Annotated in this window: 13 protein-coding genes and 2 tRNA genes; 2 read left to right on the top strand and 13 right to left on the bottom strand. The window is 60.6% G+C overall.

Going from position 1 to position 11857, the window contains the following annotated elements; all coding sequences use genetic code 11:
* The 5 genes from HMPREF3148_RS04885 to HMPREF3148_RS04865 form a co-directional block, all read right to left on the bottom strand.
* Entirely contained in the window at positions 1–2403 is a 2403-nt protein-coding gene (locus HMPREF3148_RS04885) for an MMPL family transporter (RefSeq protein ID WP_049063173.1), read from the bottom strand.
* 110 nt (positions 2404–2513) lie between these two features.
* Positions 2514–2604: transfer RNA gene (locus tag HMPREF3148_RS04880), tRNA-Ser, on the bottom strand.
* A 48-nt stretch (positions 2605–2652) separates the two neighbouring features.
* Entirely contained in the window at positions 2653–2853 is a 201-nt protein-coding gene (locus HMPREF3148_RS04875) for a CsbD family protein (RefSeq protein WP_005530396.1), read from the bottom strand.
* A gap of 43 nt (positions 2854–2896) precedes the next feature.
* The gene (locus HMPREF3148_RS04870) at positions 2897–3328 is read right to left on the bottom strand and encodes a nucleoside deaminase (RefSeq protein ID WP_034657328.1); all 432 of its coding nucleotides are present in this window, start codon (positions 3326–3328) and stop codon (positions 2897–2899) included.
* Between the two features lie 31 nt (positions 3329–3359).
* Positions 3360–3839 (bottom strand): tRNA adenosine deaminase-associated protein, encoded by a 480-nt coding sequence (locus HMPREF3148_RS04865; protein ID WP_005530399.1) that lies wholly within the window; start codon positions 3837–3839, stop codon positions 3360–3362.
* 39 nt (positions 3840–3878) lie between these two features.
* On the opposite strand from HMPREF3148_RS04865, the gene HMPREF3148_RS04860 reads away from it, so the two are divergent.
* On the top strand, positions 3879–4907 hold the full coding sequence (locus HMPREF3148_RS04860; protein WP_005530400.1) for a prephenate dehydrogenase: 1029 nt from the start codon (positions 3879–3881) through the stop codon (positions 4905–4907).
* Between the two features lie 9 nt (positions 4908–4916).
* Here the strand turns inward: HMPREF3148_RS04860 and HMPREF3148_RS04855 are convergent, their stop codons facing one another.
* On the bottom strand, positions 4917–5105 hold the full coding sequence (locus HMPREF3148_RS04855; RefSeq protein ID WP_046645745.1) for a hypothetical protein: 189 nt from the start codon (positions 5103–5105) through the stop codon (positions 4917–4919).
* A gap of 169 nt (positions 5106–5274) precedes the next feature.
* Between HMPREF3148_RS04855 and HMPREF3148_RS04850 the strand changes: the two genes are divergently transcribed.
* Positions 5275–6189, top strand: a complete 915-nt coding sequence (locus HMPREF3148_RS04850; protein WP_049151568.1) for a hypothetical protein — start codon at positions 5275–5277, stop codon at positions 6187–6189.
* A 241-nt stretch (positions 6190–6430) separates the two neighbouring features.
* Here the strand turns inward: HMPREF3148_RS04850 and HMPREF3148_RS04845 are convergent.
* The 7 genes from HMPREF3148_RS04845 to HMPREF3148_RS04815 all read right to left on the bottom strand — a co-directional run bounded on the left by HMPREF3148_RS04845 (position 6431) and on the right by HMPREF3148_RS04815 (position 11716).
* Positions 6431–6503 (bottom strand) — tRNA-Arg (locus HMPREF3148_RS04845).
* 161 nt (positions 6504–6664) lie between these two features.
* Complete coding sequence (locus HMPREF3148_RS04840; RefSeq protein ID WP_049063176.1) at positions 6665–8239, bottom strand: SLC13 family permease; 1575 nt, start codon at positions 8237–8239, stop codon at positions 6665–6667.
* 195 nt (positions 8240–8434) lie between these two features.
* Positions 8435–8764 carry a DUF202 domain-containing protein gene (locus HMPREF3148_RS04835; RefSeq protein WP_049151567.1) on the bottom strand — a complete coding sequence of 110 codons (330 nt, stop codon included), beginning with the start codon at positions 8762–8764 and terminating at the stop codon, positions 8435–8437.
* A complete protein-coding gene (locus tag HMPREF3148_RS04830) occupies positions 8765–9133 on the bottom strand; it encodes a YidH family protein (RefSeq protein WP_049151566.1) in 369 nt (122 codons plus the stop codon).
* Positions 9134–9135: 2 nt separating this feature from the next.
* Entirely contained in the window at positions 9136–9510 is a 375-nt protein-coding gene (locus HMPREF3148_RS04825; RefSeq protein ID WP_046645749.1) for an MmcQ/YjbR family DNA-binding protein, read from the bottom strand.
* Positions 9511–9696: 186 nt separating this feature from the next.
* Positions 9697–10392 (bottom strand): potassium channel family protein, encoded by a 696-nt coding sequence (locus tag HMPREF3148_RS04820; protein WP_168712917.1) that lies wholly within the window; start codon positions 10390–10392, stop codon positions 9697–9699.
* The gene (locus tag HMPREF3148_RS04815) at positions 10385–11716 is read right to left on the bottom strand and encodes a TrkH family potassium uptake protein (RefSeq protein ID WP_080970002.1); all 1332 of its coding nucleotides are present in this window, start codon (positions 11714–11716) and stop codon (positions 10385–10387) included. Before HMPREF3148_RS04815 ends, HMPREF3148_RS04820 begins: the two co-directional genes overlap by 8 nt.
* Positions 11717–11857: the final 141 nt, after the last annotated feature.

The following is an 11857-nucleotide window of genomic DNA, read 5'->3' as shown; positions in this document are numbered from 1 at the left end:
CTAGTTTACGTGCTGCGTCGTATCAGCAGATGCGCCGCCATGCTCACGCTCCCACTCTTCTTCCAGAGCTGTGCCTTCGATGTCGAGGGAAGGCATGACCTTGTCCATCCACTTCGGCAGCCACCAGGTGGCGCGACCCAGCAGGAACATCGTGGCGGGGACGAGGGACATGCGCACGAAGAAGGCGTCGAAAAGCACGCCTGCGGCAAGGGCGAAACCGAAGATCTGAATGAACGGCAGCGGCTGGTTAATAAACGCCACGAAGACCGAAATCATGATGATGGCTGCGGCCGTGACCACGCGCGCGCCTTCGGTAAAGCCCGCGATGGTGGCCTCGTCCACGGCGTTGTACTTGGTGCCACTGCCCTGCGGGTGGCGCGAGATATGCTCGCGCATGCGGGTAACCAGGAAGACCTGATAGTCCATGGCCAGGCCGAAGGTCACGCCGATCAAGAAGATAGGCATGAAGGAAATTAGCGGACCAGGCGCCGGGACTAGGCCAAAGAGGCCGTCCTGCCACACCAGAACCGTAAGGCCGAAGGCCGCGCCCACTGAGAGCAGGAAGCCCAAGCCAGCCACCACAGGGACCAAGACCGAGCGGAAGACTAGGAAGAGCAGCAGGATGGCCAGGCCCACCACGATGGCCAGATAAGGCAGCATGGCGGCCTCAAGGCGCTCGGTGATATCTAGCTGCACGGCGGTCAGGCCAGTCATGCCGATTTCTGCGCCAGTGACCTCGCCCAAGCGCTCATTTTCCGCACGCAGTGCCGACGCCGTGCCGACGGTCGTGGGATCCGTCGGGCCGGTGGTCGGTGTAACCATGATCTGTGCCGCGGTCTGATCAGAGTTGAGGCCAACGATCTGTGCGTGCTTCACGCCGCCTACCTGGTTAAGCTGCTGGGTCGCGTACATGAAGGAGGCGAAAGTTGCCTTCTTTTGTTGGTCTTCGCCTTCTTGACCCTGAATCAGCGGCTGGAGAGCCGGCGCGTCTGGGTTGGCTTCCTCACCGTTGACGATGACCAGGAATGGACCATTGACGCCTGCGCCGAAGCCTTCCGCCAGCAGGTCCGCGGACTTGCGCTGGGTGGTATCCGGATTTGAGCTGGTATCTGCCGGCAGCGCGAGCTCCATGTTCAGCACCGGGGCGCTCAGCGCGCCAAGACCCAACACGACCACGGCCATGACCAGGCCCGGGGCCTTCTGCACTGCGCGCACCCAGCGGTTGCCCATGGTGGCGCCCTTACGGTGCTTGCCCTTCTTGTTCGGGTTGCCGGCGATGCCGGGGATTCGACCAGCAAAGGCTTTATCGCCAGCCAGGCCAAGCAGCGCCGGCACCAGGGTCAACGCGACGAGCACCGCCATGAACACGGTGCCCGCGGCGGCCAAGCCCATGGCAGTGAGGAAGCCAATCTTGGCCACGATGAGGGCAAAGAGCGCCACAAAGACCGTGGCGCCGGCGAAGACCACGGAAGAACCTGCCGTGCCCACCGCCATGCCGGCGGCTTCGGGCCCATCCATCCGCGAGCGCTCCTGGCGGTAGCGCGACATGATAAACAGCGCATAGTCGATGCCCACGGCCAGGCCAATCATGATGGCCAGGACCGGGGTCAAGTTATTGAGCTCAATCCAGTGCGTGGCAATCATGACGCCGAGCGCGCCGAGACCCACGCCCACGACGGCCGAGATGAGCGGCATGCCCGCCGAGACCAAAGAGCCAAAGGTGAAGATGAGGACGAGGAAGGCCACGCCCAAGCCGATGATCTCCGAGGTGGAGTTGACCTTAATCTCATCGCCAAAGCCCGCGCCACCGGCCTCGACCGTTAGCCCCTTCTCGCGGCCCAGCTCCATCGCCGCGGTGACGACGTCCTTGTCTTCTTGCTCAACGGTGTAGGAGCTTTCCGCATCGAAGTCGAAGGTGGTGTAGGCGATAGTCTCATCCTCGTTGACCATCGCGAGGTTTTCCGCATCCTTGCGGGCGGTCTCTTCCGGCAGGCCCATCGAGGTGAATTGATCGATAACCTGCTGCTGCAAAGCCGGAGATACGTCGAGCGGGTTGCCCCAGCGTTGCTGGTCCTTGATGCCGAGCTCGTTGGTGATCTGATCGACCACCTGCTGGATCGCTTCCTTGTTTTGCGGGTCAGAAAGCTTCTGCCCCTCGGGGGCTTGGAAGACTAGGTTCACAGAAGGCGCGCTGGCCAGGTTGCCGCTTTCCGGGAAGAGCTCGGCGGCGCGGTGGGTAGCGTCAATCGCCGGCGTGCCCTTGATGGAGTACTCCGTAGTCATGGGCTTCATCAAGGCAATCGTGGCGCCCACGGCGGCCACAAAGATCACAAGCCATGCGATGATCACTTTCCACCTGTTGAGGAAGGACCAGCGCCCAAGACGGTACAAGAGTTTTGCCACAGGAGTTACCTTCTGTCTCGTTGATTAACTTCGCCCAGTCTAGCGGCCAGCCGCTGGCAGCTAAAACACGAAAAGCCGTGGAGCAATTACTTGCCCCACGGCTTTCGCTATGGCGGTGGCGGCGGGATTTGAACCCGCGGTTGGGGGTTACCCAACATTCGCTTTCGAGGCGAACACCTTCGGCCGCTCGGACACGCCACCGTGGTCTAGGTTACGTGTTGAAGCGCGCGGCACAAAATCCCGCCGGATTTACTTGTCCTTCAGGCCGCCAATAACCTCGTTGGCCTTGTCCTTTACGCCCTCGACAGCGTCAGAGACTTTGTCCTTAGCCTGGGAAATAACCTGGTCTGCCTTGCCCTCGTTAGCAAGATCCTCGTTGTCGGTTGCGTTTCCCGCAGCTTCCTTGGCCTTGCCTACTAGGTCGTCCTTCTTGTTTTCAAAATCACCCATGATGAGCCTCCTTTGTTTTGCGATGACCCCACCCTACACAGATTCAGCGCAGCTCGCCGAAGAAGCCGGTCAGCAGTCCGGCACATTCTTCCTCGCACACCCCGGCGCGCACTTCGGGCACGTGCAGGGAACCGGGGGCACGCAGGACATCGACAAGCGAGCCGCACGCGCCCGTCTTCGGTTCGAAAGCACCAAAGACCACGGAAGCCACGCGGGCACCCTGGATGGCCCCGGCACACATCGCGCACGGTTCGAGGGTGACCACAATTTCGCAGCCTTCTAGGCGCCAGCCATTGCCATGCTTGGCGACGGCCGCGCGAATCGCCTCCACTTCCGCATGCGCGGTGGGATCGCCGCGCTGCTCCCGGCGGTTGACGCCGGTGGAAAGCTCGTTGCCGGCGGCGTCGTAAAGCACAGCGCCTACCGGGATGTCTCCCGCGGGTGTCTGGCGTGCCACCTCGAGCGCGCGGCGCATGCGCGCCTCGGCGCGGGCCAAGCCTTGGGATTTAAGCAATGATCTCTTCGAGCTCGTCGCCGAAGCCTAAATCGCCCGCGATGCGCAGGAGCATGTCGGAGGGCCAATCTTCGTCATTGTCGATGATGTAGCCCAACTGATCTTCACTGAGCCCAAGATCAGCAAAAATATCGAAGTCACCGTCGCCATAAGGATCTGGATCCTCGTCGTCGTCATCGATTTCGGGGAAGTCAAGGTCGCGCAGCTCCAGGAAGTCGGCGGCGAAATCATCCTCGTCGGCATATGTGGCGTCAGAGATCAGCATGCGCACATCTCCCGGCACCGGGCGCACAACGACAAAGTAATCATCGTCCACACACAGCAGCGCAAAGGCCGCGCCCTCGGAGCGCAGCGCGCGCACTGCGTTTATGGAGGTGTTGATGTCCTCGAAGTCGTCATCGAACTCCCGAACCACCCATTGCCCCTCATTGCGGGCAACGGTTACTGCGAAGGAGATGTTGTCATCGCTCATACCTCGTGAGATTAGTCGTGTTGTGCCAGAATTGTCACCGTGAGTTCTCAAGACGTTCAACGACCCGTATGCATCATCGGCCTCGGCCTCATTGGTGGTTCCCTGCTGCGTGACCTCGTGGCAAGCAAACACGCAGTGTATGGCTATAATCACTCGACTTCCGGTGCCCGCAGTGCCATCAAAGCGGGCTATGACGTCACCGATGACATGCCTGCGATCCTCGCACGCGCCGAGGCTGACGACGCCCTTATCGTCATCGCTACCCCCATGAATGCGGTGGACTCGGTGCTGAATCAGATCGAAGAGCATGCGCCGAGCTGCGGCATTACCGACGTGGTTTCGGTCAAGACGGAGGTCCGCGAACTCTTCCTGAAGCGTGGTATGGAAAGCCGTTACGTGGGCGGACACCCGATGGCCGGTACCCAGAACTCCGGCTGGGACCACTCCCAAATTGGCCTGTTCAAGCGCTCGGCGTGGGCAATTACTTATGACTACGCGGCGGAGTGCGAAGCCCGTGGCGAGCGCATCCCTAAGAAGTGGATTGAGACCTTCTCCGACGTTGTGCGCATGACACAGATGGTTCACGCAGAGGCCGTTCCGGTGCGCGTGGCCAACCACGATGCGGCCGTGGCCCGCATTTCTCACCTGCCACACGTGCTGGCTGAGACCCTCGCCGTGGTGGGCGACAATGGCGGCATCCTCGCGCAGTCCTTGGCCGCGGGCTCCTTCAAGGACGGCACGCGTGTGGCGGGCACCACGCCTGAGCTCGTGCGTCAGATGTGTGAGACGAACGCGCCCGCGCTTGTCGACGCCCTCGACGAAGCCCTCCAGCTCCTCCAAGCCGCGCGCAACTCGCTCGCTGCGGAGCAGCCTTCCATCGCAGACTTGGCTGAGACCGGCTTCCGCGCCCGTACTCGTATTGAGGCGCGCTCGGGTGCCCGCAAGGAGTCTGTCTCGCCGGTGAAGATTTCCTCCCGACCGGTACTGCGCCTACACCCGGGCGGCCCGAACTGGGTGGCGCAGCTGCGCCAGTCGGAGTCCTTGGGCGGGCGCATCGAGATTTTCTAGGCTGCGCTTTTAGTCCCGGAAGGTGTCATCGCGCTGCTTCCGGGACTGTGACTCGTCTCGGCTCAGCGCGAGAATCGGCAGGCCTAAGAGGCCGAGCGCAATTCCGACGGGCAAAAGCCATAGCATCCCCGACGCCAGCCAGAGAACCGCACCGAGAATGGCGCCGGCGATGAGACAGGATGCAAGCTTCTGGTTCATGGAATCTAGGGTACGGGGGCGTCGGAAAGCATGTGCGATCGGCCTAACTGACAACGAAGCCTACAGTTTTGGGGGTGTCGCGGCTTTCGTTGGCAAAAATGCAGCTTTCCCCGGTAGCCGGTGGCCCCACCTCTTGTTAAGCTGAGCGCAGCATCAACGGGGGGAAACGATGAATGCACTACTTGTTCGGGGGCTAAGTAGGTCCCAACTTGTCACGCGTCTGCGGCGTGGGGACATCACCAAAATTGCGCGCGGTATCTACGTGTGGGGAGCTCCGACGCCGCTGGAGGTTCTGCAAGCGGTCCAAGAATACAAAGCTACTGTGATCGCCGCCGGTCGCACCGCGGCACAGCTCTATTTAGGCCATGAGCTGACGACTCCGCTGGAGCTGCGCGGACCTGCACGCTTGCCGACGTCGCCTTTCTACTCACTGCGCCGCACTAAGCAAAACGCCTATCGGATGATCGATGGCATCCGGGTGTCCAATCCGCTTCTCGCCATCGAGCGGCTCGACGCCGCCCTGGCGGTGGAGCTGTGCGAGGCCCTCTACTCGACGAAGGAAGGCAGGGAGGCCATCGAGCGGGACCGAGCGGAGTTTCGCCGACTGTCGGCGCACGCGCAGAAGGTACTTACGCAAGCTGCACTGTTTACCGACTCTTCTGCGGAGATACTAGTCATCCGCGCTTTGAAGGCGCGCGGGCTGAAGGTGGAGAGCAACTATCTCATTGGGGCGTATCGGTGGGACATTGTCTTGCCGGACTACAAGATTGCGATTGAGATAAACGGTCTGCAATTCCACTCGGCGCTCACGCCGTGGATTAGGGACCACTGGAAGAACAACGAGGCCGTCCTGCGGGGCTGGCGCACGTTGCGCTATACCGGCCATTGCGTGAAATACCATCTGAACTACATCGTGGAGCAGATTTGTACTGCTAATCAGCCCGCCTGGGAGAGGCGCTACTACCGCGGAGTGCGCAGCTGGCACCGCGCGTTGGGTCCGGCGCCGTGGGAGGGAGCTCTGGAGCCGCCGCCCGAGCCGGACTGGGTGAGAGACATCGACTTTTCTCAGCAGGAGCCGCAGTAAGCGGGCTGTCTGTGGCTTTCGCGGCGGCTAGGGCTTTGGCTGCGGCTCGGATCTGCATAACTGACAACAAAGCCCTTCACTTGGCCTCCACGAGCGCTCTCGTTGGCAACTACGCAGATCCTAGGTGACATCCACGGGTGAAAGCCGAGGGCTAAGCAACCGGTAAGTGACCCTAGAAATATAGGCACACCGTGAAACGAAGAAACCCCTAGCCTGTTTAGCAAGCTAGGGTTAAATTTTGTGCGCCCGGAGGGATTCGAACCCCCAACCTTCTGATCCGTAGTCAGATGCTCTATCCGTTGAGCTACGGGCGCAGTCCGTTGGCGTTGAGCGTTAAGCGCTCTCTGCAACGTTGATTAACTATAGTGCTGTTGCCCAGAAGCAGCAAATCGCCAGGCCACAATACGTTTTTACGCATTGTTAGCCTGGCGTTCGGCACCGGATAGGTGCCTTGCCCGCACGCAGCAGACAGTGTTTACAGCACCAAGCCGAAGACCGGCACGGCCAGCAGGTAGACCGTCAGCGTAATGAGCACACAGCCAATGAGGTTGAGGCCAACGCCACCCTTGATCATGTCGCCAATCTTGACGTAGCCAGAGCCGTACGCAATCGCGTTCGGCGGGGTCGCAACCGGGAGCATGAACGCGCAGGTAGCCGCGAGAGCAACCGGGATGGTCAGCAACAGGATGTTGATTTCCCCGTTGGTAGTCAGGCCAATACCCACGGCCACACCGCCCATAATCGGCAAGAAGGTAGCCGCCGTTGCGGTGTTGGAGGTAATCTCCGTCAGGAAGAGGACGAGCAGGGCGACCGCCGCGATGAGCAGGATGGTCGGCAAGCCGCCCAGGCCCTTGGCCATCTCACCAATCCACAGGGAGAGACCGGAGTTGTTAAACATCGCCGACAAGGACAGGCCACCGCCGAAGAGAAGCAGCACGTCCCATGGCATCTCGTTGGCAGTCTTCCAATCCAGCAAGCGCACGCCGGTCTTAGCGTCGGCAGGGATAGCAAATAGCAGCAGGCCGGCCGCGATGCCGACGATGGCGTCGTCGTAGTTGGAGTCCTCGCCCACTAGGAACGGGACGGCAACCCAAGAGATCGCAGCACCCAAGAAGATGATCCCGGTGAGAATCTGGGGCATGGTCCACGGACCGAGAGCCGCGATTTCCTTGTCGATGAGCTCCTTACCACCAGGAATACGATCCATCTCCGGCTTGAAGATAGTGATCAGCATGAACCAGGCGACAAACAGGAAGATGATAGCCAGCGGCATACCGACAATCATCCACTTGCCGAAGCCCAGCACGATGTCATGAGATTCCTTCATATAGCCAGCCAGCAGGGCGTTCGGCGGGGTACCAATGAGCGTGCCAAGCGAGCCGATGGAAGCCGAGTAAGCAATACCCAGCATCAGGGCCGTTGCGAACTTCTTCTGGTTCTTCATGCCACCAACCGTCTCAGCAGTCAGCGCCAGCACGGAGGTACCAATCGGCAGCATGACCACTGCGGTAGCGGTATTAGAGACCCACATGGACAAAAAGCCCGTGGCCAGCATGAAGCCCAAAATCAGGCGCTTGGGCGAGGTGCCCACAACCTTCACCACGGCCAGCGCCATACGGCGGTGCAGGTTCCAGCGCTGCAGAGCCAGCGCGATGAGGAAGCCGCCCATAAAAAGAAAGATGGTCGCCGATGCATAAGGCGCACCGACCTCTTTAATCGTGCCCACACCAGCCAGCGGGAAAATAACGAGCGGGAGCAGAGCGGTCGCTGCAAGCGGAATCGCCTCGGTCATCCACCACACACCCATCAGGATGGTCACGGCCGCAACCGCGCGAATGGCCCCGTAAGAGTACTCCTCTTCTGGGTCAGCGCCGGAAGACTGCAGAACAGTCTCCACTGCATTGGATGGGAAGAGGAACCACACCAGCGCAGCCAGGGCTACGCCAAGGAAAAGGCCAATCACCATGCGGCGCCATTCGCTCTGCTTTACGCCGCGGTCGTCTTCACCTTCTACATGTGCTGTCGATTCGTGTGTATGCGGTGTTGTCATACAGTTCTCCCTGGTTTATCCTCGGCTTGGGGTGTGCAACGGGGCGTTTCGCAGCGGAAAATAAATACCCACGTTCGCGAAAACCATACAACTTGGACCAACGCAAAACTAGGAAATCGTTTTTATTTACCCCCACTGTTTATGAAAAATCGACTAGCCTACCCCCTCGGGTCCACTAGACAACGTTGCAACAGTTCAGCTTTGCAAGGAAATGGTGCTACCCCCACCGAGTCCTACAATGGCCAAGAGCGCGAGCAAAGACACGGCCAAGGCAAGGCCAGCGAGAGCCGCGGCGCCGGGAAGTGGAGTGCGGGAGGCGAGGGCGGCGTCGTAAAGCGCGGCGCGTCGATGTACCCGCCAACCCAACCATGCGCACACCAGGCCACCGCCCACGTAGGCCGCCAGTTCCGCGTTTGACCAGGGAATTTCACTGCGCAGCACCACCAACGCCACCAACGCGAAAGCCAACAGCGTGCGCTGCCAGGACAGGCGCGTGCGCTCGGGCTGCAATCCGACGTCGTACATCTAAGACATCAACTGACCTGCGAGGATGAGCGCGCCCACCATGATGACGAGCCCCACGAGCACCGGCATGGCAAGGTTCGCGGGCAGGGGCTTTTCTTGACGCATTGCGCTTTCCGACGCCCTCCAGTGCGCCCACGCCACACCCGGCAACACCATGGCGGTGAGCAGCATGAGCACGGAAATGACGGTGGTCAGCATCCCGTGAATAGGCAATTCGAAAGCCTGCAGCGCCACGCCACCCGCGATGAACGCCAAGGCGGTGCGAATCCAGGCCAGGAAGGTGCGTTCGTTGGCCATGCTGAAGCGCGGATCAGGTTCGCTGCCGCGCGAGTAAACGGAGCGCGGGAAACGCTTATCTGGTGCGGACATCGTTATTTCACAGCCTCCTGCCACCCAGCCGGGCGCTGTGCCTTGGGCATGCCTTTGACCACTGCCATGTAGGACTCCTGCACGAGCTCAGTGATGAGCTGCTCCGTAATGGAAGGGCCAGGAAATACCGTGTACCAGTGCTTTTTGTTCATGTGATAGGCCGGACCGATGTCGGCGTAGCCCTCCTGCAGCGCGGCGACGTCCTCCGGCGGCGCCTTAAGAATGAGCACGCGCTGGCCTTTGTATTCGCTGGCCAACATGAACCACTTGCCACCCACCCGCCATGCGTGCCAGCCCTCGACGAAGCGATAGGATTCGGCGTCGGCAAGCGCGAGTGCGGCGTGATCGGCAGCTGTGTGGAGTGCTTCAGCTTCCATTGACTTCCTTCGTTTAGTCGGCCTTCCGATGGCCCCGACAAGCTTAATCGCTGAACGGTTACTCGCTAGGACGCAACTGACTACGTGGGGCACAGACTTTGACGTTTAATTAGGGGCCCTATTACTGGTACGAATACCTTTTGGATGGCGGGAATACCGCCAGGCGGGCGATTAACCGGCTGGAAGCTACTTAGCCTCGGAGAACTTCTCTAAGGCTGCGGGGCTTCCGGCGATGACGATGAGGTCCGTGGGCGAGAGTTCTAAGCCTTTCTCAATCGGCATCCAGGCACCCTGATCGCGGCGCACGGACACCAGCTGGACGTGGTGCTTCTTCCAGATGGCTTGCGGGTCGAGCGGGGTTCGTACCACGTCGGAGGGGGCCGTGAGCTTAGTGACGCCGTAGCCGTTGGCGATCTCCGCAAAGTCCTCGAACTTGCCGCCCAGCAGGTGGGCGATACGGCGTCCGGTATCGCGCTCAGGGCGGATGACGTGATGCACGCCGAGCTGCTGCAGGATGCGCGCGTGGGCGTCGGAGTCTGCTTTGGCCCAGATGTCCTTGATGCCCAGCTCAACCAGGTTGGAGGCTGTCAGAATGGAATCCTCCAAGTGGGAGCCGATGGCCAAGACCACGCGCTCGACCTCGGCTACACCCAGCTGGCGGAGAACCTCGGCGTCGGTTGTGTCAGCTTGGACAACCTCGGTGAGAATCGGCGAGTAGTCGCGTACGAACTTTTCTGAGGTATCGATTCCCAGGACCTCCACGCCGTGATCCATGAGCTCACAGGCGAGGGAGAAACCAAAGCGTCCCAAGCCGATGACCACCACAGCAGGAATGTCGATGGACTGCTTTTCGCGACGCAAAGCGTCAAAAATGTTAGCCAATGAACGGCCTTTCTACTGGGTAGCGGTAGTGACGAGTGATGGTGCGGGCGGCCAGGGAGGCCACCAGCGTGGTGGGGCCGACGCGTCCCAAGTACATGATGCAACACAGAATAATCTGCGAGGGCGCGGTGAGGTTGGCCGTGATTCCGGTGGAAAGACCCACGGTTGCGAACGCCGAGAGCACCTCGAATGTGATTTGGTCCGTGGAGAACTGCGGGTTGAGCACCACCAAGCTGGCCACGCCGAACATGACGACGCCCACGCCCGCGATGGTCAGCGCTAGCGCTTGGCGGGTCACTGCGTGCGGCAGCCGTCTCTTGCCGATGGTGGTGTCCTCGCGGCCCAGAAACTCTGCCGCCATTCCCGCAGCGAGCACGCAGGCGGTGGTCACCTTCACGCCGCCCGCGGTACCCGCGGAGCCGCCGCCGATGAACATCAAGATATCGGAAAACATGAGCGTAATGGTGTGCGCGTCCGCGTAGTCGATGGCGTTGAAGCCCGCAGTACGCGGTGAGGCGCTCATGAAGAAGCCGTTGAGTAGCTTGGTTCCCAGGCTCATGTCTTTGAGCACGCCGTTCCACTCAGCAACGAGGAAGAACGCCATACCGCCGAGGAGCAACATGGCCGTGGCCACGAATGTCATTCGGGCAGTGATAGACATGTGGTGCACACGCGGGGCGTCACCCCGCACTGACAACCGCACCCGGCCGCGGATGCGGCGTGCGATTTCCGCCAACATCGGGTAGCCCAAGCCACCGGTTATCAGGGCGAAGGCCAAGGGCAAAAGGATCCAGGCATCGGTGCTGAACCCGATCATGTTGTCCGAATAGGTACTGAAGCCAGCGTTGTTGAAGGCCGAGATCGCATGGAAGATACCCTCCCACACCGCACGTGGGCCTGACACTCCGTGCTCTAGGTGAAGCCTCATTCCAACGACGATGGCAACCACGGCCTCACACACGAAGGTGGCCAAAAACGTAAAACGCAGCGTGCGACGAATACCTCCGTCAACGGGGCGGCCCTCCGCTGCCGTGGAGCGCCGCGCCTTCAGGCTGATACGCCCCGTCAGCAGCATGCCGGACAAGGAGGCCAGGGACATGATTCCCAAGCCACCAAGTTGAATCAGCGTGATGATGACAACCTGCCCAAAGGAGGTCCAGTATGTGCCGGTGTCTTGAACGATAAGCCCAGTCAGGGACACCGCCGACGTCGCCGTGAACAGCGCATGCAGCGGCGGAGTCCACTGCGGGCCGGCCGTGGAAATCGGCAGCATAAGAAGGAACGTGCCGAGCAAGATAAGCAGTAAAAAGCCCAAAGCTGTCACGCGTGCAGGTCCAAAGATGCGGCTTCGGTTCTGCGAAGAACTACGTTTCACAAATAGGGATAGTAGACCTGTTCGGGCGATTCACCACTTTTATAAATGAATAATTTTTCTTGAAGGCTCGGCACGCCGCGGGTACACAGG

The organism is Corynebacterium sp. HMSC05D08 (assembly GCF_001807215.1).
GTDB lineage: Bacteria > Actinomycetota > Actinomycetes > Mycobacteriales > Mycobacteriaceae > Corynebacterium > Corynebacterium striatum.
The sequence above is the reverse complement of the archived record's forward strand: the minus strand, read 5'-3'. Positions and strand labels throughout refer to the sequence as shown.

Coding starts and splice junctions, on each gene's coding strand:
- HMPREF3148_RS04875 (WP_005530396.1), bottom strand. CDS start 2,853: ATGGGTGATTTTGAAAACAAGAAGGACGACCTAGTAGGCAAGGCCAAG.
- HMPREF3148_RS04870 (WP_034657328.1), bottom strand. CDS start 3,328: ATGCGCCGCGCGCTCGAGGTGGCACGCCAGACACCCGCGGGAGACATC.
- HMPREF3148_RS04865 (WP_005530399.1), bottom strand. CDS start 3,839: ATGAGCGATGACAACATCTCCTTCGCAGTAACCGTTGCCCGCAATGAG.
- HMPREF3148_RS04855 (WP_046645745.1), bottom strand. CDS start 5,105: ATGAACCAGAAGCTTGCATCCTGTCTCATCGCCGGCGCCATTCTCGGT.
- HMPREF3148_RS04850 (WP_049151568.1), top strand. CDS start 5,275: ATGAATGCACTACTTGTTCGGGGGCTAAGTAGGTCCCAACTTGTCACG.
- HMPREF3148_RS04840 (WP_049063176.1), bottom strand. CDS start 8,239: ATGACAACACCGCATACACACGAATCGACAGCACATGTAGAAGGTGAA.
- HMPREF3148_RS04835 (WP_049151567.1), bottom strand. CDS start 8,764: ATGTACGACGTCGGATTGCAGCCCGAGCGCACGCGCCTGTCCTGGCAG.
- HMPREF3148_RS04830 (WP_049151566.1), bottom strand. CDS start 9,133: ATGTCCGCACCAGATAAGCGTTTCCCGCGCTCCGTTTACTCGCGCGGC.
- HMPREF3148_RS04825 (WP_046645749.1), bottom strand. CDS start 9,510: ATGGAAGCTGAAGCACTCCACACAGCTGCCGATCACGCCGCACTCGCG.